Source organism: Propionivibrio sp. (assembly GCF_016790145.1).
Taxonomy (GTDB): domain Bacteria; phylum Pseudomonadota; class Gammaproteobacteria; order Burkholderiales; family Rhodocyclaceae; genus Propionivibrio.
Window position 1 is genome coordinate 1 of record NZ_JAEUOI010000205.1, and the last position, 21,195, is coordinate 21,195.

Annotated in this window: 18 protein-coding genes and 1 tRNA gene; 12 read left to right on the top strand and 7 right to left on the bottom strand. The window is 54.0% G+C overall.

All coding sequences use genetic code 11. The features are described 5' to 3' along the window. Nucleotides 1-356, bottom strand: a 356-nt coding sequence (locus JNM42_RS16735; protein ID WP_294272844.1) for a hypothetical protein, incomplete at its 3' end; no start/stop codon positions are given. A 566-nt stretch (nt 357-922) separates the two neighbouring features. On the opposite strand from JNM42_RS16735, the gene JNM42_RS16740 reads away from it, so the two are divergent. Both JNM42_RS16740 and JNM42_RS16745 read left to right on the top strand, forming a co-directional pair. Continuing rightward, on the top strand, nt 923-3,412 hold the full coding sequence (locus tag JNM42_RS16740) for a DEAD/DEAH box helicase (RefSeq protein WP_294272847.1): 2,490 nt from the start codon (nt 923-925) through the stop codon (nt 3,410-3,412). A gap of 77 nt (nt 3,413-3,489) precedes the next feature. After that, nucleotides 3,490-3,981: a DUF1993 family protein gene (locus JNM42_RS16745; protein ID WP_294272849.1), complete on the top strand. Its 492-nt coding sequence runs from the start codon at nt 3,490-3,492 to the stop codon at nt 3,979-3,981. 62 nt (nt 3,982-4,043) lie between these two features. On the opposite strand, the gene JNM42_RS16750 is transcribed toward JNM42_RS16745, so the two are convergent. Both JNM42_RS16750 and JNM42_RS16755 read right to left on the bottom strand, forming a co-directional pair. Continuing rightward, entirely contained in the window at nt 4,044-4,610 is a 567-nt protein-coding gene (locus JNM42_RS16750; protein ID WP_294272853.1) for a DUF1415 domain-containing protein, read from the bottom strand. 255 nt (nt 4,611-4,865) lie between these two features. After that, nucleotides 4,866-4,941, bottom strand: a tRNA-Asn gene (locus tag JNM42_RS16755). 57 nt (nt 4,942-4,998) lie between these two features. Between JNM42_RS16755 and JNM42_RS16760 the strand changes: the two genes are divergently transcribed. After that, complete coding sequence (locus JNM42_RS16760; protein ID WP_294272856.1) at nt 4,999-6,840, top strand: hypothetical protein; 1,842 nt, start codon at nt 4,999-5,001, stop codon at nt 6,838-6,840. A 61-nt stretch (nt 6,841-6,901) separates the two neighbouring features. Here the strand turns inward: JNM42_RS16760 and JNM42_RS16765 are convergent, their stop codons facing one another. Continuing rightward, nucleotides 6,902-8,104: an amino acid aminotransferase gene (locus tag JNM42_RS16765; protein ID WP_294272859.1), complete on the bottom strand. Its 1,203-nt coding sequence runs from the start codon at nt 8,102-8,104 to the stop codon at nt 6,902-6,904. A gap of 175 nt (nt 8,105-8,279) precedes the next feature. Between JNM42_RS16765 and uvrB the strand changes: the two genes are divergently transcribed. Further along, entirely contained in the window at nt 8,280-10,349 is a 2,070-nt protein-coding gene (gene uvrB / locus JNM42_RS16770) for an excinuclease ABC subunit UvrB (RefSeq protein ID WP_294272861.1), read from the top strand. Nucleotides 10,350-10,511: 162 nt separating this feature from the next. Then, nucleotides 10,512-11,021: a low molecular weight protein-tyrosine-phosphatase gene (locus JNM42_RS16775; RefSeq protein WP_294272863.1), complete on the top strand. Its 510-nt coding sequence runs from the start codon at nt 10,512-10,514 to the stop codon at nt 11,019-11,021. Between the two features lie 89 nt (nt 11,022-11,110). On the opposite strand, the gene JNM42_RS16780 is transcribed toward JNM42_RS16775, so the two are convergent. After that, nucleotides 11,111-13,789, bottom strand: a complete 2,679-nt coding sequence (locus JNM42_RS16780; protein ID WP_294272865.1) for an Rne/Rng family ribonuclease — start codon at nt 13,787-13,789, stop codon at nt 11,111-11,113. A 401-nt stretch (nt 13,790-14,190) separates the two neighbouring features. Here JNM42_RS16780 and rluC point away from each other — a divergent pair, with 401 nt between their 5' ends. From rluC to JNM42_RS16795, 3 genes are all read left to right on the top strand, one after another. Further along, on the top strand, nt 14,191-15,183 hold the full coding sequence (gene rluC / locus JNM42_RS16785; RefSeq protein ID WP_294272868.1) for a 23S rRNA pseudouridine(955/2504/2580) synthase RluC: 993 nt from the start codon (nt 14,191-14,193) through the stop codon (nt 15,181-15,183). After that, nucleotides 15,167-15,823, top strand: coding sequence for an HAD-IA family hydrolase (locus JNM42_RS16790; RefSeq protein ID WP_294272870.1), 657 nt, complete (start codon nt 15,167-15,169; stop codon nt 15,821-15,823). Before rluC ends, JNM42_RS16790 begins: the two co-directional genes overlap by 17 nt. A 207-nt stretch (nt 15,824-16,030) precedes the next feature. Then, nucleotides 16,031-16,984, top strand: coding sequence for a S49 family peptidase (locus JNM42_RS16795; RefSeq protein ID WP_294272873.1), 954 nt, complete (start codon nt 16,031-16,033; stop codon nt 16,982-16,984). A gap of 11 nt (nt 16,985-16,995) precedes the next feature. Here the strand turns inward: JNM42_RS16795 and JNM42_RS16800 are convergent, their stop codons facing one another. Continuing rightward, entirely contained in the window at nt 16,996-17,706 is a 711-nt protein-coding gene (locus JNM42_RS16800) for an SAM-dependent methyltransferase (protein ID WP_294272876.1), read from the bottom strand. A gap of 33 nt (nt 17,707-17,739) precedes the next feature. Beyond that, a complete protein-coding gene (locus JNM42_RS16805) occupies nt 17,740-18,324 on the bottom strand; it encodes a Maf family nucleotide pyrophosphatase (RefSeq protein WP_294272919.1) in 585 nt (194 codons plus the stop codon). A 117-nt stretch (nt 18,325-18,441) separates the two neighbouring features. On the opposite strand from JNM42_RS16805, the gene JNM42_RS16810 reads away from it, so the two are divergent. The 4 genes from JNM42_RS16810 to JNM42_RS16825 all read left to right on the top strand — a co-directional run bounded on the left by JNM42_RS16810 (nt 18,442) and on the right by JNM42_RS16825 (nt 21,193). Then, nucleotides 18,442-18,936 carry a YceD family protein gene (locus tag JNM42_RS16810; protein ID WP_294272880.1) on the top strand — a complete coding sequence of 165 codons (495 nt, stop codon included), beginning with the start codon at nt 18,442-18,444 and terminating at the stop codon, nt 18,934-18,936. 21 nt (nt 18,937-18,957) lie between these two features. Further along, nucleotides 18,958-19,137 carry a 50S ribosomal protein L32 gene (gene rpmF, locus JNM42_RS16815; RefSeq protein ID WP_294272883.1) on the top strand — a complete coding sequence of 60 codons (180 nt, stop codon included), beginning with the start codon at nt 18,958-18,960 and terminating at the stop codon, nt 19,135-19,137. Between the two features lie 81 nt (nt 19,138-19,218). Continuing rightward, complete coding sequence (gene plsX, locus JNM42_RS16820; RefSeq protein ID WP_294272886.1) at nt 19,219-20,232, top strand: phosphate acyltransferase PlsX; 1,014 nt, start codon at nt 19,219-19,221, stop codon at nt 20,230-20,232. Between the two features lies 1 nt (nt 20,233). Next, nucleotides 20,234-21,193 (top strand): beta-ketoacyl-ACP synthase III, encoded by a 960-nt coding sequence (locus JNM42_RS16825; RefSeq protein ID WP_294272889.1) that lies wholly within the window; start codon nt 20,234-20,236, stop codon nt 21,191-21,193. The last annotated feature ends 2 nt before the right edge of the window (nt 21,194-21,195 follow it).

Genomic DNA, 21,195 nt, shown 5'->3' on the forward strand with positions numbered 1-21,195 from the left:
GACAAGCCGACTCCGACATTGCCACGGGAGCCACGGTTCTTGTCGTGAGCGCGTTCGATTTCGGGGGGCGGAGAACGATCTCCAGAGGAATCATCAGAAACGCCTGATGGGGCACGCCCATAAGCTTCTCTTTCCCCGGACGGGGATCGTTGGCCACCCCCGCCACCAAATGGGAAACCGCCAATGGAGATGGAGAAACCCCCGCCCAGGGTCGGACTGGAGTCAGGAGCGGCCACTCGTTCAACCTGGCAGGTGGGAGTAATTCTCGGGTTGTCAGCCGTTTGCGCCGCCACCCCGCCAGCGCTCGCCACCTGAAGCAGAATGAGGAGGAAAAAGTAAGCTTGCTGGCTTTTCATGGGCGTCTCCTCGATTAATAGTCTCTCACGCCGCGCATCAGGGTCGCCGGGCGCGACGGAATACTGCCCTCATTGATGGAATAGGAAAGGCAAACCGGTAAAAAGTTCTTCCGGCGCGCTCTGCAATACCCGCCCGAAGGACGTTCCGCGTAATATACGGCTTCCCAACAGCATTTCTCCCATCACAAGACACAATGGCCGACCCGAACTGCTGGCTCGGTGGGCGAGGTCGGGGGGCACTCGATGAAAATCTATAGCAGTGCAGAGGTGGAATCGTTTGCCTCAACGACAGGGCCGTACTTTGCTGTGCAGGCAGTAGCAGTGGCGCGTGGCCCCCGCTCAACTGCATCGGATAGTCGATTCCAATATGATTGAGCATGACTTCAAGAAATCAAAGGTACACAACCGCAAGCCAATTAATACAAGCATCTTCAAGTCTGATTCCGTGGAAATCATTGATCATGAGGGTCTCAAAGATCGCCAATGGGAATGCCTTGCAGACCGATTCAAACATGATCCGCAATTCTTTGCGACAATAACTCCATTCGTAAATCAGGCACATCGTCATGAAAGCCAAACTTAAACCCGGCAAAGCCAGAGAACCCAAACTATCGCGCACACACGCCCCGAGCGATCTTGATCCGCTTGTCTGGCAGCGCGCACTGCGACGGCAGTTCGGGCGTGAGCAGGCGTTCGGACTGGAAAACATCGGTTCTGAGCCTTTCTTTTCCGAGTTTCGTGTAAGCAACCCGCAATCGAATACCCGCTATCGCGTGGCGATCCGTGGTCAGCGACCCGGCGACAACTTCTGCGCCTGCCCTGATTATTCAAGCAACGAGCTCGGCACATGCAAGCACATCGAATTTACACTGTCACGACTTGAGAAAAAGCGCGGCGCCAAAACAGCCTTCGCACGCGGCTACCAGCCGCCGTTTTCCGAAGTGTATTTGCGTAACGACGCGGCACGAACGATCCATTTTCGCGCCGGAACGGATTGCCCGCAAACGCTGCGCGAGGCGGCGGCACACGTGTTCGACGAGGCGCACGCCTGGGTGCTTCCGGAAGCACGCTTTGATGCCCTGGAGCCCTTCCTGAAGAGCGTGGCCCAAAGTGGTCACGAACTGCGCGCCTACGACGATGCACTTGACTTTGTTGCCGGCCAGCGCGACGCAGTGCGCCGGGCGACCGCGCTGGATAGCATCTTCCCGAATGCCACAGATGATCCGCACCTGAAAAAGCTGCTTAAAGTGCCGCTCTATCCCTATCAGGCCGAGGGCGCCTTGTTTGCCGTGCGTGCCGGTCGAGTGTTGATCGGCGACGAGATGGGGCTGGGCAAGACCATCCAGGCCATCGCGGCCGCGGAGATCCTGGCGCGACATTTTGGTGTTTCGCGTGTGCTGGTGATCTGCCCGACTTCTCTTAAGTATCAATGGCAGAGCGAGATGTCCCGCTTTTCCGGTCGCCAGGCGCGGGTTCTCGCCGGTGGCCGGGCACTGCGGCAGAAGGACTACGCGATTGAAGACTTCTGCAAGATCACCAACTATGAAAAGCTCAAGCCCGATTTCGATCTGATCTCCGCCTGGGCACCGGAACTGGTAATCGTCGACGAAGCGCAGCGCGTGAAGAACTGGAATACCATTGCCGCACGTGCGCTCAAGCGCATCGACAGCCCCTATGCCATCGTGTTGACCGGTACGCCTCTGGAAAACAAGCTGGAGGAGTTGATCTCGATTGTCCAGTTCGTCGACCAGCACCGGCTAGGCCCGACCTGGAAACTGCTGAACGAGCATCAGATCAAGGATGAAACCGGCCGCGTAACCGGTTACACCAAGCTGGAGAAAATTGGTGACACGCTGTCGCCGATCATGATTCGCCGCCGCAAGAGTGAAGTGCTGCAGCAGTTGCCGGAACGCACCGACCAGAATTTGCTGGTGCCGATGACCGAAATGCAGATGAACTGTCATCAGGAAAACGCCGACATCGTTGCGAAAATTGTCAAGCGCTGGCGCAGGATGAAATTTCTCTCGGAGCAGGATCAGCGGCGGCTGACCTGTGCGCTGCAGAACATGCGCATGTCGTGCAACAGCACCTATCTGCTCGACCAGGAAAGCGACCATGGCGTCAAGGCCGACGAACTGGCCGCGCTTTTCGACGAGTTGTTCGCCCAGCCGGAAGCCAAGGCGGTAGTATTCTCGCAATGGACGCGCACCCACGATATCGTCATTCGCCGGCTGGAGACGCGCGGAATCGGCTATGTCAGTTTCCACGGTGGCGTACCCTCGGAGAAACGGCCGGCACTGGTCGAGCGTTTCCGCGACGATCCGGCATGTCGCGTCTTCCTGTCGACCGACGCCGGCAGCACTGGACTCAATCTGCAACACGCCTCAACTCTGGTCAACATGGACTTGCCGTGGAACCCGGCGATCCTCGAACAACGCATTTCGCGAATCCACCGCATGGGGCAGAAGCGACCGGTACAGATCGTCAATTTCGTCGCCAAGGGCACCATCGAGGAAGGCATGCTCTCCGTGCTGGCGTTCAAGCGATCCCTGTCGGCTGGAATCCTCGACGGTGCCAGCGGCGAGATTTCATTCGGTGGCTCGCGTCTGAACCGCTTCATGAAGGACGTGGAAAATGTCACCGGCCACATGGGTGAGGGCGAACTCGTACTACCGGCAGAAGAAATGACTAACGTCGTAGCTGCCGAAGCCGCGTCGGAGAAGGGAGTCAAGGACGAAATGCAAGTCGTCGGCACTGCCGAGGCGTTTGCGTCTGCCAGTGCTGGTCAGACGACGCCAGCGGCGACCCAGGAAAGCGCTCACTTTGGTGCCAGCGACCCTTGGGACGCCTTGTTGCAAGTTGGCGCCCAGTTCGTGTCTGCACTGGCGGCGTCTGGCGATGCGGCGGGCTCGACTCATCCCTGGATCGAGCGCGATCCGGCAAGCGGCGCGCGCAGCCTCAAGGTACTGTTGCCGCCGCCGGAAACCGCAAGACGAATCGCCGATACGCTGCTGTTGCTGGCCGAAGCTTTGCGGGGAAACCGGCCTGGAAACTAAATCGTACATCTGGCAAGCTTTCTGAAATACAGGGTAAAACCTTATTATGACAAAAGGAAATCAATATGACTCTTTCAATGTACAACTCTTCAGTTCCTGCCTTGAAACGAATGCTGAGCAGTCTTGCAGGCATTCTTGGAAAAACGGCAGAGCACGCCGCAAGCAAGAAGATTGATCCCGGCGTATTCATCAATGCGCGCTTGTTTCCCGACATGTTCCCCCTGTCCAGGCAAATTCAGATTGTTACCGACCAGGCCAAAGGGTGTGCGGCACGCCTTGGCGGTGTTGACATCCCCAAGTTCGAAGATGACGAAACAAGTTTTGAAGAGTTACAGATGCGCATTGCCAAAACCATCGCCTTTCTGGACAGCTTCAAGGCGCACCAGATTGATGGTAGCGAGGAGCGCGACATCGTGTTGCAGCTTCATGAAACCAGGCTGCAATTCAAGGGCCAGGATTATCTACACAACTGGGTGCTGCCCAATTTCTATTTCCATGCCACTACGGCATACAACATCCTGCGCCACAATGGTGTCGATATCGGGAAAAAGGATTTTCTGGGCGGTTGATGGCGGCTGGCGGATTGACGAAGTTTGGCTTGCGACGGGCCATAGTAACCCTGCTTTCCGGATTACTTCGCCGCATCGACATCGAGCGCCCGCCAGCCTTCGATCCCGATGCGTTCAAGCGTTTCGATATTGCGTTCGTAGATTCTGGCCGCCTCGGGGAAAGCCGCTATGGCACGATCGAGGCTCGCCTCGCGGATCAGGTGAAGCGTGGGGTAGGGCGCACGATTGGTGTAATTGCCGAGGTCACCGGGTTTTGCATCGGAAAAGCAGTAATCCGGATGAAAATGGGCCACCTGCATGGTGCCAACCAGTCCCTGCATACGTACCGCCACCTCCACCAGATCGAGAAAATCGGTGAAGTCATCAAAATGACCAAGCACATACGGGTGGATGAGCAGTGTGGTGTCTGTTACCTCTGGCGATACCTTCGACAGATAGTGCAACTCCCGATCAAGATCGGTGAGCAACGTGTAACCGTCGGTGGCCTCGCTGACCACGAAGCGCACCTGTTTCTTCACATGAACCCCCTTGGCGAAGGGACAGAGATAGAGGCCGATCACTACACGCTCAAGCCACTTGCGGGTGGCGGCGATGGCTTCTTCAGTGGAGGGGGATGGCATGCTGTTCATGGTTGTTCTGGTCGTTGAGGAGGCGCTCGACGTTGAGTTTGCCAAGCACATTGAGTGTTTTATTTTGATTGGCGAGCCACCATGACAATTGCCCCAACTTGTATCAGGCTATGAAGATAGCTTTATGGTGGTGTATTCTAACGCCTTGGGGCAAAAGGATCTGGGGATCTGAAAATGATTGGGCACAGAATGGGCACGGTGCACAATAAACAAAAAACCTCGCAAGTCGAAAAACTTGCGAGGTCTTGTGATTACTGGCTCCTCGACCTGGGCTCGAACCAGGGACCTACGGATTAACAGTCCGGCGCTCTACCAACTGAGCTATCGAGGAACAACGAAGCGCGCATTCTAGACATTCACCACCCTTTCGTCAACAAACTGACCGCAAATGGATCCCGATCTCATCTATTCCAAAACAGCCTCTGGCGAGGAGGCAATGCATCAGCGCACACGGGTCATGCAAAGAAATGTGCGCATGGTTCTGATCCTGGTTGACAGTCAATCAACAGTTGCTGATCTGTGTCTTAAAACAGGTAATCCACAGCTTACGGAAAACGCTTTGCGCGACCTGGAAAAAGGCGGATTTATTGAGCCACGTGTTGAACAGGATTCACTCTGGGGGGAGAGTAAAAAGGTTGCCCAGGAAATACGTGAAGCGGCGATAAACAAGGCAATCCAGATTTCATCTCCTGGGGCAGTTGGTGTTGTAGAGTCATCTGTATCTGATAGCCCAGTATCTATAGACCCCGTGCTTGATCACCTTGCAGAAAGCGATTCATCGAAATCGCAGCTCCCTCTTTCGTCAATGCATTCCATGCAAGTCAGTGGTGCAAATTATCCGGTTTTTTCGCAAGAAGACACGCAAAAGTTATCTGAAAAGCAATCAACACTTGGCCAAGTAGCAAAACCGTCCTTTCTTGAACGACTTAAAACGCTTTTAGCGAATGCGCGTCAGAAAAATCACGATGCCATTTCGATCAAACCAATACGTCGTGGCCAGAAATTTGCGATGAGTTGGTCACTGATTGCAGTCTTCGTTTTTTTTGGCACGCTTGGGCTTGCCTATTTGACGATTCTCTTCTTCCCTTACGACAGCTTCCTGCCTGATGTTGAAGTTGCCTTCGCACAGGCCACTGGGCGACCGGTCAAGGTCGGGTCAATGCGCGTTGACGTTTATCCCAAAACCGGTTTGCTGCTCGGCAATGTACGCATCGGTACAGACAAGGACGAAATTCGCATCGCTGAGCTACGCCTTATGCCAGTGATCGGATCACTGATCATGGGGAAAAAAACCTTTCGCGAGACTACGCTGAGTGGCGTGTCGCTCCCTGCTGAACTTATTGCCGGTCTGCCCAGTGTTTTTGTAGCCTTGTCAAAGCCAACAACCCGTGTGAGTGTTAACCAAATCCGCTTTGAGAAAACCGAGGTTTCATTTGGCGGGCTTGGTTTTTCCGGCATGGAAGGCGAGGCCAGGCGATCTGAGGATGGTTTGTTCCAGTCCCTGAAATTGCGAACTCCCGATCAAAGCTTGAGCTTTGAGGCTAAACCGATGGCGCAGGGACTTGAAGTGGCTCTGGAAGGCTTTGGATGGCACCCGTCGCAAGGTTCTCCTTTCCTTTTTGATTCGGTCAATCTGAATGGATCAATTGCGAACGGGGTATTCACGATCAGAAGTATGGAACTGCGACTTTTTGACGGATTGATTCAGGGTGTGGCTGTACTACAGGCGGATAAACAGCCGAGCATCTCAGGCGAGATTGTATTTGAACGGGTCAATACCGCTCGGTTGGGCAACGCTATGGGGTTCGGAGAGAAATTTACAGGGGGGATCACTGGGAAATTGAAATTTTCGTCAACGACCGATTCATGGGCAACGATCTTTTCAGCGATCAACGCCGAGGGTAATTTTACCGTTCGCCGAGGAAGCATTCGCGGTATTGACCTCGCCGAGGCGGTGCGTCGTGTTTCCAATATGTCTGTACAAGGAGGGGCAACCCTGTTTGAACAGTTGTCGGGAAGCGTCAACTTCACACCAACGAGCTATCAGTTCAATGGATTGATTCTGGACTCCGGTTTGATGCAATCCACCGGTCAAATCGAAGTCAGCAAGAAACTGGAAATACGCGGAAAGATGGTGCTGCAGATGCTTGGAACCGCGAATCAGACGCGCGTTCCCGTCACCATTAGCGGGCTGCTAGATGCACCCGTACTGCAGGTTGGAAATAAATGATCAACGCTGCCGCAATCGAAAAACCCGGAGCCGGGCGTTTTCGAATCGACTACTCAACAACTCATAGAACGGTGGCGATTGCTTCGGCCACATAGTCGATGTTGCTGGTATTCAGTGCAGCCAGGCAGATACGACCGGTACTGACGGCATAAATCCCGAACTCGCTTTGCAGGCGATCAACCTGTTCAGCAGAAAGACCGGTGTAAGAAAACATGCCGCGCTGTTTGATGACAAACGAAAAATCCTGTGCTGTGCCCCTGGACTTCAGTTTTTCAACCAGGCTGCTGCGCATGGCACGGATACGGTTGCGCATGACGGCCAGTTCCTCTTCCCACATCTGTCGCAGTTCCGGACTGGAGAGCACCGCCGCAACCACCGCACCGCCATGGGTCGGCGGGTTGGAATAGTTGGTCCGGATGACACGCTTGATTTGCGATAGTACGCGTGCAGATTCGTCTTTGCTTGCAGTAACAATCGACAGGGCACCAACGCGCTCACCGTAGAGCGAGAATGACTTGGAGAATGAGCTTGCGACGAAAAACTGCAGGCCGGAAGCGGCGAACAGATTGAGCGCCAGCGCATCTTCGGAGATACCATCGGCAAAACCCTGATAGGCCATATCGATGAAAGGCACCAGACCGCGCGTGCGTATGGCTTCAATGGCTTCCCGCCACTGATCCGGCGTCAGGTCGGCACCCGTCGGGTTATGGCAACAGGCGTGCAGCACAATGATCGAACCGGTGGGCAGCGAATTCAGCCTGGCTTTCATACCGTCAAAGTTCACGCTGCGAGTGCCCGCATCGTAGTAGGGGTAGTACTTCACAGGGAAACCGGCGTACTCGAAAAGGGCGAGGTGGTTCTCCCAACTCGGATCACTGATATAAACCGTGCTATCCGGTAACAGACGCTTGAGGTAGTCGGCGCCAACCTTGAGAGCGCCGGTTCCACCCAAGGCTTCGGCGGAGACTACGCGGCCTTCTCTGAGCAGATCTGAACCTTTGCCGAAGAGCAGTGTTTGTACGGCCTGGTTGTAGGCGCCCGGACCTTCAATCGGCTGGTAACCACGTGCCGGCATGGCCTCCAGGCGCGTTTTTTCGGCCATCCTGACAGCACCGAGCAGCGGGATCTTGCCTTTGTCGTCAAAGTACACGCCGACACCCAGATTAACCTTGGTCGAGCGCGTGTCGGCGTTAAAGGATTCGTTCAGGCCGAGAATCGGGTCACGCGGGGCCATTTCAACAGCAGCGAATATCGATGAGCTCATGGGTAATCCAAAAATATCAAGTCAGTGTAGCGCTGAGGCGAAAGCCAGTGATGGGCTGCCATGCGCTATGCATTGCATAAGGAGATGAACCAATCCGTTACCTGCCTATCCATGAACTGTCTGAATTATGAATACGCCTGCGACGGCCAGTGCCGAAAACACGTAGAATTCTATCATGCCGAATCAACTTCATTCCCCTGAGAACACTCAGTTTGTAAGCTTTGAAGGTAGCCCCTTCCGTCTGTACCAGCCATTTCTGCCCGCCGGTGATCAGCCGGAGGCGATTGCCAGACTGGTCGAAGGACTTGAAGACGGGTTGTCCTTTCAGACCCTGCTCGGGGTGACTGGTTCGGGAAAGACCTACACCATGGCCAACGTCATTGCCCGCACCGGGCGTCCGGCGCTGGTGCTGGCCCCGAACAAGACCCTGGCGGCACAGCTCTACTCTGAGTTTCGCGAGTTCTTCCCGGAAAATGCGGTCGAGTATTTCGTCTCCTATTATGACTATTACCAGCCTGAGGCCTACGTTCCGGCACGCGACCTGTTCATCGAGAAGGATTCGTCGATCAACGAGCACATAGAGCAGATGCGACTCTCGGCAACTAAAAGCCTGCTCGAACGCCGCGATTGCGTCATTGTCGCCACCGTCTCCTGCATTTACGGTATCGGTGACCGCGACGAGTATCACAAGATGATTCTGACCATGCGCGTTGGCGACCGCATGGGACAGCGTGAGGTAATCAAGCGGCTGATCGAGATGCAGTACGAGCGCAACGAAATCGACTTCCACCGCGGCACTTTCCGCGTACGTGGCGATATCATCGACGTTTTTCCCGCCGAACATGCCGAGCACGCCATACGGATCTCGCTTTTTGACGATGAGATTGAAGGCCTGCAACTGTTCGATCCGCTGACTGGACATCTGCAGAACAAACTCGCACGCTTTACCGTTTTCCCTTCATCGCATTACGTGACGCCGCGTGCAACCGTATTGCGCGCCATCGAAGCCATCAAGACCGAGTTGCGCGAGCGTATCGAGTTTTTCAACAAGGAGAACCGGCTGGTTGAAGCACTGCGTATCGAGCAGCGCACCCGCTTCGATCTGGAGATGCTCGATCAACTGGGCTTCTGCAAGGGTATCGAAAACTACTCGCGCTATTTGTCCGGGCGCCTGGCTGGCGATCCGCCGCCGACCCTGATCGATTATCTGTCTCCGGATGCGCTGATGTTCATCGACGAATCCCACGTCGCGATACCGCAAGTCGGCGCCATGTACAAGGGCGATCGATCGCGCAAGGAAAATCTGGTCAATTATGGATTTCGGCTACCGTCGGCACTGGACAACCGGCCGCTCAAGTTTGAGGAATATGAGGCCTTGTTGCGCCAGACCATTTTTGTTTCGGCGACGCCTTCCGACTACGAAAGAACCCACCAGGGACAGGTCGTCGAGCAACTCGTCCGCCCGACCGGGTTGATCGACCCGGAGATCATTGTTCGCCCGGCGGCGACGCAGGTTGATGATCTGCTGTCCGAAATCAGGTTACGGGTGGCGCAGGATGAGCGGATTCTGGTAACGACGCTGACCAAGCGAATGTCCGAGGAATTGACCGACTATCTTGGGGAAAACGGGGTTCGCGTGCGCTACCTGCATTCGGATATAGATACGGTTGAACGTGTTGAAATCATTCGCGATCTGCGCCTGGGTGAGTTTGATGTGCTGGTTGGCATCAATCTGTTGCGTGAAGGTCTTGATATTCCTGAAGTTTCGCTGGTTGCCATTCTCGACGCCGACAAGGAAGGTTTTTTGCGCTCCGAGCGCTCGCTGATTCAAACCATCGGTCGTGCGGCGCGCCATCTCAATGGTACGGCCATCCTTTACGCAGACCGCATAACTGACTCGATGCGACGCGCCATTTCCGAAACCGAACGTCGACGAGAAAAACAGATTCGATATAATGCTAGCTACGGCATTACCCCGAAGGGGGTGGCCAAGCGTATCAAGGATATCATCGACGGAGTCTATGATTCTGCCGGTGCTCAACGTGATCTCAAGGCGGCGCAACAGCAAGCCGGCTACAAGGCAATGAGCGGGACTCAACTGACGCGTGAATTCAAGCGACTGGAAAAGGAAATGATTGACTACGCCAGAAATCTGGAATTTGAAAAAGCGGCGGCAACGCGCGACCGCCTGTTTAGTATCAAGGAACAACTGTTTGGTGCTGCAACGCACGATAGCGGTTTTTGAACGAATTCGACGCCAAGTTGTCACGTTTAATATAAATTCATCAGTCTGTGCTACATGTATTTAATTACGAATCGACAGTCAAGTGATTAAATGTGTGTTTATTCTGCTTGTTATGAGCTGCTTCTCGCACGGCCTCAAATGAACACTGTGGAGGGTGAGCGAATGATTAGAGTTCTTTTTGTCTGCATGGGCAATATCTGCCGCTCGCCAACAGCCGAAGGTGTCTTTCGCCGGAAGTTGCAAGAGAAAAAACTTGATGACAAGGTTGATGTTGCATCTGCGGGCACTCACGGATATCACGTCGGAGAAGCTCCGGATCAACGCACTCAGCGGGCAGCAGCCAGACGCGGCTATGATCTTTCCGGCATACGTGCGCGCAAAGTAGCACCACAGGATCTGGACTATTTTGATTTGATTCTGGCGATGGATCGTAACAGCCTTGAGGCACTGCATAGGGTTTGTCCACCGGAACGCTCCGATCGTCTGGGCTTGTTCATGGACTATTCAAGCAATTTTGACGATGAAGAGGTACCTGATCCCTATTACGGATTGGGTCAGGGATTCGATCTGGTGCTTGATATGGTCGAAGATGCAACCCAGGGTCTGGTAGATTTGGTCAAGGAGCGATCTTCCTCGATGAGTGCAAAGGATGCGAACACTAAATTGCGCTAGAAAATTCAGGAATCAGAATAAACAAACGGGGCGCTAAATGCGCCCCGTTGCTTGTTCTACCAAACCACCTGTCGGTGATTCCTACCAACTTATCTGCTTGTTTCTACCATTTCGAGGGGCTCATTAGTCGCTACGACAGCCGCCGGGCGCTTGCGACGAGGGACTGTTTCAATCACCGCCACTTCCGGTTGCCACGATTTGACCTTGTCGCTGCTCGTTTCAACCATGACCAAACCGCTTGTCTGAAGTGCACTTTCGACGTCGATTAATGGTTCCATGGCATCCAGGGTCGGGGACTCAATGGTAGCGGGTTCGAATGCACTTGCCGCATCAAGCTCAACCGGTTTCAACACTTCAATAACATGCGGTGCAGAAACAGATTCCAGGGTAGCGGTCTCAAGCTCGCTGGCAACCTCAATGATTGTCACCGGGGCTTCGGCTGGCTCGGGCGTCAGCATGGGTAACGGGTTTGCCGTCTCCAGGGCTTCAGGCAAGGCAACGGGCGCCATTTCGGCCACTGTAACTAGTGCAAGCGGCACAACAGTGGCCTCAGTCTTGGAATCAAGCGACGGTGAAGTCACGTGTCCAATGACCGACTCGTCAACCGCACCAACTGGGAATAAAGCTTCAGTCGCGTTGGCTTCGGCAGGATTCTCGCTCCGTTCGCCACGATCACGTCGACCGCCGCGACGACCACGGCGGCGGGTTCCGGTGCCATCTGAAGCCACTTTATCTGATGTTTCAACATTGGCGGGAATACCGCTTCTGTCTTCAGAAAGCGGAGCGATCATCGCCTGATCCTTACGTTCAGGACGTGGTTCACCCCGTTGGCGACGTGGCTCTCGCGCTTCCTTGGGCTCGCGCGTCTTCTGATTTTCATCACGTGCAGAAGTTTGTGCCGGGCGCGACTCGCGGGTTGGCTCACGATTGGCGCGTGACTCACGTCCCTCGCCTTCTTCGTCGCGTCGATTGTTACGTCCGCCACGTCGCCCGTCGCGCTGCCCATCCCGTTGCGTGCTGTTCCGAGGTTTTTTTGCCGGCGTTGGCGACGGTGCAGGCTCAGTTTTACTACTGAACCAAGCAAGAATCCTGGCAATAAAACCGATTGCCGGTTTTTCCTCAGCACCTTTGGCTTTCTCGGTAACGATAGGGGCGGGCTCACTTGTCGTGATGCCCTTGATTGCTGCTTCCTGACGCGGCGATTTGACTTCACCCGCGATAGACGCTTGCTTGGTAGCTTCTTCGGAGGGTACATCAACCATCTTGTAAGAGGGTTGCTGAATTTCGTCCTGATTCAATTCGTCATGACGCAGACGAATAATGCTGTGCTGAGGCGTTTCCAGATGAACATTTGGGATCAGCAATATGCTGACCTTGTGACGCAATTCGATGGCCTGGATATCCGTGCGTTTCTCGTTGAGCAGAAAGGTAGCGACATCAACGGGCACCTGTGAATGTACGGTAGCGGTGTTGTCTTTCATCGCCTCTTCTTCGAGGATACGCAGAATGTGCAGCGCGGCCGATTCTGCGCTGCGAATATGTCCGGTGCCGGAACAGCGTGGACAGGGGATATAACTGGTTTCAGCAAGCGCCGGGCGCAGTCGTTGACGCGACAGTTCCATCAAGCCGAAACGGCTGATTTTTCCTGTCTGTACACGCGCACGATCAAGTCGCAGGCCATCACGCAGACGGTTTTCAACTTCACGCTGATTGCGCTGACTCTCCATGTCGATGAAGTCGATGATGATCAGCCCACCCAGATCGCGAAGGCGTAACTGACGAGCGACTTCTTCTGCGGCTTCGAGGTTGGTCTTGTAGGCCGTTTCCTCAATATCTGCACCACGTGTCGAGCGGCCGGAGTTGACGTCAACCGAAACCAGAGCCTCGGTGTGGTCGATAACAATGGCACCACCCGAGGGCAGGATAACCTGACGGGAGTACGCCGACTCGATCTGGTGCTCGATCTGGAAGCGCGAAAAGAGCGGTACGTCATCACGATAGCGTTTGATGCGGTTGACTGTCCCGGGCATGACATGAGCCATGAATTGGCGTGCCTGCTCATAAACATCGTCGGTATCGATCAGTATTTCGCCGATATCAGGCTGAAAATAGTCACGAATGGCGCGAATGACCAGACTGCCTTCCTGATAAATCAGGAAAGCGCCTTTTTGCTGGTTGGCCGCGCCATCAATCGCTTTCCACAACTGCATCAGGTAGTTGAGATCCCACTGCAGCTCTTCGGCATTGCGACCGATGGCGGCCGTGCGGGCGATCAGACTCATGCCTTGCGGCACTTGCAATTGATCCATCACATCACGCAGCTCGGCGCGATCGTCTCCCTCGACACGGCGGGAAACACCACCCCCCCTGGGGTTGTTTGGCATCAGCACGAGGTAACGTCCAGCCAGACTGACAAAAGTCGTCAGCGCGGCGCCCTTGTTTCCACGCTCGTCTTTATCGACCTGGACGATCAGTTCCTGGCCTTCGCGCAGTGCTTCCTTGATGGTCGCGCGACTGGCCTCGACGCCCGGCTGGAAATAGGTCCGGGAGATCTCCTTGAACGGAAGAAAACCGTGCCGTTCAGAACCGTAATCGACAAACGCCGCTTCGAGACTGGGTTCTATACGTGTGATGACAGCCTTGTAAATATTGCTCTTTTTTTGTTCCTTGGCGGCCGATTCAATGTCGAGATCAACAAGTTTCTGACCATCAACAATGGCGACACGGAGTTCTTCGGCTTGTGTCGCATTAAAAAGCATGCGTTTCATAAAATGGGCTCCCACGCGCAAATACGGGGGGAGCGCCTTGTGCAGGCAGCGATGGATTAGTTGTGGGTGGGACGCTTCATGGGCTTTCCGGTATGGCAACTAATAAGCATGTCTCGCTGAATTTATTCTTGTTCAAACCCTGAAAAATCAAGGCTCACGAATCTGCTTGGGGCGATCCGAACGTGCTAGGCGCGCGCAAATCTAGTAGTATCGCTACTTGTGGTGAGCGTACTTAACCAGTTGATTCGCGCTGTTTGATCTTGCACAGGTTGGTGCAAGCGAGGCGGCTGATGCCTGCCGGAAAGTGCGTCGCAAATACAAATGAATCGGCGCCGCTCGACGGTCTAACGGCTCAGCGCCTCTTTCAATCGAAGACGCAAACCAGGATCAGTATATTCAATATGGCCGAAGTAAGCAAAAGTTCTGTTACACAGGCCACAATCAGCGAAGACGAACAGGGGCAACGCCTCGATAATTTCCTGTTGAAGATCTGCAAGGGTGTGCCGAAAAGCCATATCTATCGTATTGTTCGCAGCGGTGAAATCCGGGTAAACAGCAAGCGGGCAGGGGTCTCCTATCGTCTTCAGCATGGGGATATCCTGCGTATACCACCTATTCGTATTGCCCGTCGAGAGGAAGAAATCGTCGCCGGCGCAGAGATCAAGGTCGCACTGCCGATCGTCTATGAAGACGAAGCCTTGCTGGTCGTGGACAAGCCCTCAGGGATAGCCGTGCATGGGGGTAGCGGCGTCAGTTTTGGTGTCATTGAGGCACTACGGCGACAGCGGCCACAAGCGCACTTCCTTGAACTGGCGCATCGGCTTGACCGCGAAACCTCGGGAATTCTGCTGGTTGGCAAGAAACGTTCGGCATTGACGGCACTGCACGACATGTTTCGTGAAGGGGGGCTGGCAGGCCGTGGGCGTGGCGTCGACAAGCGCTATCTGGTCCTGGTCAAGGGACGCTGGATGGATCAGGTGCGTAATGTGAAGCTGCCACTGCTCAAGTATTTGCTGGACTCAGGTGAACGGCGTGTCAGGGTTTCCGAAGAAGGCAAAACATCGCACACTGTCTTTCGTCTGGTCGCCCGCTGGGAACACTTCAGTTTGCTGGAAGCCGAACTCAAATCCGGTCGCACGCACCAGATTCGCGTCCATCTGGCGCATCTCGGTTTCCCGATTGCCGGTGACGAAAAATATGGGGATTTCACTCTTAACAAGTCACTGCCGAAAGCTGGGCTCAAACGCATGTTCCTGCACGCCTGGAAAATGCAGTTAACGCATCCGATCAGCGGGATAGAGATGGCGCTTGAAGCAGCGATGCCAGCAGCCCTTGAATCTTTCCTGAAACTACTTTCTACAATAGAAACACAGGATTATGGGCAAAAGATTTGATCTTCTGGTTTTTGACTGGGACGGCACCCTTCTCGATTCAACCGGGGCTATCGTCGATGCGGTCAAGGCGTCATGTCGCGATCTAGGCCTGCCCGAACCGCCAGACGCACATGCACGCCAGGCTATTGGTCTTGGACTGGCTGACGCCTTGCGTCATTCGGTGCCGCATCTTGCCGAAGAGAGGTTTCCTGAAATTGTTGAGCGCTACAGGCACCACTACCTTTCGCGTGACCATGAGCTGCATTTGTTTGACGGTGCCACGGAAATGATCGCTGAACTCCATTCAGCAGGTTTCCTACTGGCGGTGGCGACCGGGAAAAGTCGTATGGGACTCGATCGATCCATGTCACATTGCGGTCTAGAGCTTTATTTTTCAGCAACGCGCTGTGCTGACGAGTGTTATTCCAAACCGCATCCGCAGATGCTGGACGAGTTGATGGCAGAATTCGGTGTGCCGCCGGAACGGACGCTCATGATCGGCGATACAACTCACGATTTGCAGATGGCAATCAATGCGGGAGTGGCCGGTTTGGCTGTCACCTATGGGGCGCACCCGGCCAGAGCGCTTGATGCCTTGAGTCCGCTGGCCCGATTGCCCGACATCGATGAGTTGGCAGGATGGCTAAGGACGCATGCCTGAACCACATTTCAGATGTGTTAATTGGCCGCTTAGAGCGCTGGAAGATAATGATTCCAAGCTATACTTAGCCAGCGCGACAAATGGAGTTTGGTAATTCACACTTGATGTCCATTGGCTTGACCAACGTTGTCCCTGGAAATAATCGATGCCGCTATCTGTTGATGAGTATGATGGCGCTGTTTAGTACACTCCAATTGAGAATATATCGTGGAAATACCTGGTAACGACCCGCAATGGGAACGACAACTGCTGGAGAAGATTGCATTTGCTTCACTAAAGGAGCAAAGGGCCAAACGTCGTTGGGGGATTTTTTTCAAGCTTGCCATCCTGACCTACCTGATTGCCGTACTGGTTCTGGTTGTTGATTGGGGGGGCTCCGAAAAGCTCGTTGACGGAAAGCACACGGCACTGATCAATTTGCGCGGCACGATTGAAACTACCGGAGAAGCCAGTGCGGATAAAATCAATGGTGCATTGCAGTCTGCTTTTGAAGACAAGGGAACGGCCGGCATCATCATCCGGATCAACAGTCCGGGTGGCAGTCCGGTACAAGCCGGAATAGTCAATGACGAAATCCGCCGCCTGCGTACCAAGCATCCGGAGATTCCGCTCTATGTCGTGGTTGAGGATTTGTGTGCTTCAGGTGGGTATTACATTGCTGCTGCCGCTGACAAGATATTTGTCGACAAAGCCAGTATCGTCGGTTCCATCGGTGTGTTGATGGAAGGATTTGGATTTACCGGCACCATGGAGAAACTGGGTGTTGAGCGACGTCTGCTGACGGCGGGAATAAACAAGGGATTTCTCGACCCCTTCTCACCCCAGGATGATAAGCAGAAAGAACACGCCCAGGTCTTGCTAGGTGAAATTCACAGACAGTTCATTGAGGTTGTTCGTCAGGGGCGGGGAAAACGTCTCAAGGAGACCCCCGACATGTTCTCGGGTTTGATGTGGACCGGTAGCCAAAGCATTCAGTTGGGTTTGGCCGATGATTTCGGAACTGTCGATTCTGTAGCGAGAGATTTGATCAAGGCCGAAAACATTCTCGACTACTCGCTCAAAGAGAACATCGCAGAACGTTTTGCCAAACGATTCGGAGCAGAAATGGGGCAAAGCATGGCCTTCCGCTTGTTTGGGAGCGATCGGGCAACGCTTCGCTAAAGTTCAATCAGTCAGGCCTGAAGCAAGAAGACCGTCGGCTGGCGGTCAATGCTCGGCAAACCCTGACGACGCCATCCGGCTGTAGTGCGTGTCACGATGCTCTCGCTATCCAGCGTGAGATCGGTCGCTACGCAGATTTTCGTATTCGGAGCGCAGGCATGGATCAACGTTTCGAGCATCTGCTTGTTGCGGTAGGGCGTTTCAATGAAAATCTGCGTCCTTTTTTCCAGCAGTGAATCCTTTTCCAGTTCCCTTAGTCTTTTTTGCCTTAGCTCGTTTTTTACCGGAAGGTAGCCATGAAAGGCGAAGTTCTGGCCGGACAGACCGGAACCCATCAAGGCGAGGAGAATCGACGATGGACCGACCATCGGAAGAACCTGGATGCCCTCGTCGTGCGCCAGCGCGACCAGATTGGCACCGGGGTCTGCTACGGCAGGGCAACCCGCCTCGGAAATCAGTCCGGCGTCGATCCCGGCAAGTAGCGGTGCCAGCAATTCGCTGAGTTCGCACGGTGATGTATGTTCGTTCAGTTCACGAATCTCGATTTGTTGTAGCGGCGTATCGGAAGGGAGTGACTTGAGGAAAGCTCGTGCCGACTTCGCGTTCTCAGCAATGAAATGCTTAAGGTGTCTGGCGCGATCACGTACCGGCTGTGGCAGGGTGGCATCAACCGGAGTCTGACCGAGAGGAACCGGGATCAAATAGAGTTTTCCTTTGCTCATACATTGCTTTAAATATACTAATTAACCATATGATTAAATTACACTAAAATTTTCTTTTTTAAGCAAATCGCAGAGCGCGATCAGGGGCAGGCCGATCAGCGCATTGGGATCGTCACCTTCAATTTTGGCAATCACCGCAATTCCCAAACCTTCGGTTTTTGCACTTCCAGCACAGTTGTAGGGTTGCTCTTTGCGCAGATAGTTTTCGATTTCATCGTCGCTCAAGTTTCGGAAAGTGACCAGCGTCGGGACACCGCGCAAGTGCGCTTTACCGGTTTTGGCGTTGAGCAGGCAAAGACCGGTAAAAAAGTTCACGCGGCGACCACGCATCGCCTGTAACTGCTTTACCGCATTTTCATGGTTGTCCGGCTTGCCAAAAACCTGAGCATCAAGGCAGGCTACCTGGTCGCTGCCAATAATAAGCGCGCCAGGATACTGCGCAACAACTGCGCGGGCTTTGCTTTCTGACAGGCGCAGCGCGGTCGCCTCAGGCGTCTCGCCGTGTAGAGCGGTTTCGTCTACACCCGGGTTGGTCATTACAAACGGCAAACCTAGCCGGGCAAGCAGTTCGCGGCGGAATACCGAAGTGGAGGCAAGAACAATTTGAGATTGGGTCATAAAAAGATAAACGAAAAACCCGCCAATTACGCGGGGATAATCAAAAAATGGAAAAAATCCAAATAGTTGCGTCGCTGCTTTGACTTCGAAAGCCAAAAATAATATCATGCGCCCCTTATGTCGCAAGGGATTGTTATTAACAGTCGGTCGTTTGCTCGGGAAGCTAGCTCGCTGCAAGGCGAATTGCCGATCGCCGGTCTGACTCGTGTACTCGATAAACTTGTCGATTCAGAGGGTAGTTTGAGTTACCGGGTTGTGGGCGGGGTTGGTTCGCACAACAGGCCGCAGTTGTTGTTGCAGTTGGACGGGGTATTGTCCGTTTGCTGTCAGCGTTGCCTGGAAGGAATCGATTATACGGTTGAGCTACGTAGCCTGCTGGAATTAGTCGATGACGAAGATGATCTGACGCAGGAGGAGATTGAAGATGATTCAAGAGATTTCCTCCCGGCGCAAGGTGAACTCGATATTGTTGCGTTGATTGAAGATGAGATTATTCTCAACCTGCCTTCGGCGCCGCGTCACGAAAGTTGTGCTTTGCCTGAGACAGGGCAGGGAACAGGGATAATTTCACCCTTTTCCATTCTGAAAGATGTCAGGGGCAAGGCCGAGTGAATTTGATATTTGGAGTAATTTATGGCCGTTCAACAGAACAAGAAATCCACGTCCAAACGCGGCATGCATCGTGCGCACGATTTTCTGACCAACCCGCCGCTGGCCGTTGAGCCGACGACCGGTGAAGTCCATCTGCGCCACCACATCAGTCCATCCGGTTATTATCGTGGCAAGAAAGTCACCAAGAGTACAGGCGAGTAAGGTTTCTGGATTAGGCAGGCAGTTTTCCTGCAAAGGGAATTGCCTGCCTTTTCTTTTGCCGTATCCTTGGCCTTTACCAGGATGACTGTTACTGTTGCCATCGACTGCATGGGCGGAGACCATGGTCCTGTCGTAACCGTGCACGCCGCACTTGATTTCGTGCACCAGCATGATGACGTGCGCGTTATCCTTGTTGGTCTTGAAGAGAAAATCCTCCCTTTTCTTGAAAAAACGGGCGATAGCCGCATTTCCGTTCGTCACGCCAGCGAAGTCGTGGCAATGGATGATTCGCCGGCACTGGCGCTGCGCAACAAGAAGGATTCCTCAATGAGGGTCGCCATCAACCTCGTCAAGCAAGGCGAAGCCGATGCCTGCGTCTCGGCCGGCAATACCGGTGCGCTGATGGCCATTTCCCGCTTTGTTCTCAAGATGCTTCCCGGCATCGACCGCCCGGCAATCTGTGCCATTCTTCCTACAGCGATTGGTCACAGCCATGTGCTTGACCTGGGCGCCAATGTCGATTGCAGTCCCGAACACCTGCTACAGTTCGGTATCATGGGCGCTTCGCTGGTTTCGGCTATCGAGCACAAGGATCGACCAACAGTCGGCATTCTCAATATCGGTGAGGAAGATATCAAGGGTAACGAGGTCGTAAAACGTGCAGCCGAACTCCTGAAAGATTCCGGGCTTAACTTCGTGGGTAACATCGAAGGAGACGGAATATACAAGGGAGAGGCCGAAGTCATCGTTTGTGACGGATTTGTCGGCAATGTCGCACTCAAGGCATCGGAAGGTCTGGCACAGATGCTGGCGACTTTCCTGAGGCAGGAATTCAGTCGCAATCTTTTGACCCGGCTGGTAGCCTTGATTGCCATGCCGGTGTTGAAAAGCTTCAAGAAGCGTGTCGACCATAGGCGCTACAACGGTGCAACCCTGCTGGGTCTGAAGGGAATAGTCGTCAAGAGTCACGGTTCGGCAGACGTTTACTCCTTTACCAACGCCCTAGATCGTGCCGCTGAAGAAGCCAGAACCGGAGTACTGGAACGCATTACCCAACGTGTTGAATTGCAACACCCTTTGCCGGAGAGTGCATAGCATGTTTGCCCGCATCGCAGGCGTCGGCAGTTATCTGCCCGGACCGCCTCTAAGCAACGACGATCTCAAACAACGAGGGGTCGAAACCAATGACGAATGGATTGTCAGCCGCACGGGAATCAAGTCACGCCACCTTGCCGACGCCAACTGCACGTCAAGTGATCTGGCGCTTGAAGCCAGTCGCAAGGCACTTGTAGCGGCTGGAATTGATGCCAGCACACTTGATTTGATTATCGTTGCTACCTCGACTCCGGATTTCATCTTCCCAAGTACGGCGTGCCTGTTGCAGGCTAAACTTGGAAATCACAGCGCCATGGCCTTCGACGTGCAGGCGGTCTGTAGCGGTTTTGTCTACGCAATGAATATCGCCGAAAAGTTCATTCGTTTCGGTAGCCACAAGAAGGTCTTGGTGGTCGGCGCAGAAGTTTTTTCAAGGATTCTTGACTGGGATGACCGCTCCACGTGCGTTCTGTTTGGTGATGGCGCTGGCGCGGTAATTCTGGAAGCCTCCGGAACACCCGGCATTCTGGCCAGCGCAGCGCATGCCGATGGTGCGTACCATGGCATCCTGTCGGTTCCCGGCAATGTTTGTGGTGGAAAAGTAATCGGCGATCCTTTTCTGCGTATGGATGGACAGGCTGTTTTCAAGTTTGCCGTCAGGGTGCTGGCCGATGTAGCGCAGGAGTGCTGCGCGCTTGCCGGGATTCTGCCGACCGGGATTGATTGGCTGATACCGCACCAGGCCAACATCCGCATTATCGAATCGACCGCCAAGAGGGTAGGGATCGACATGAACAAAGTCATCGTGACGGTTGACCGTCACGGCAACACCTCGGCGGCTTCCATCCCGCTGGCACTGGATGCGGCTGTTCGCGATGGACGCGTTCAGCGAGGACATAAAGTCCTGCTTGAAGGTGTTGGCGGCGGTTTTACCTGGGGTGCCGTTTTACTCGAGTTTTAAGG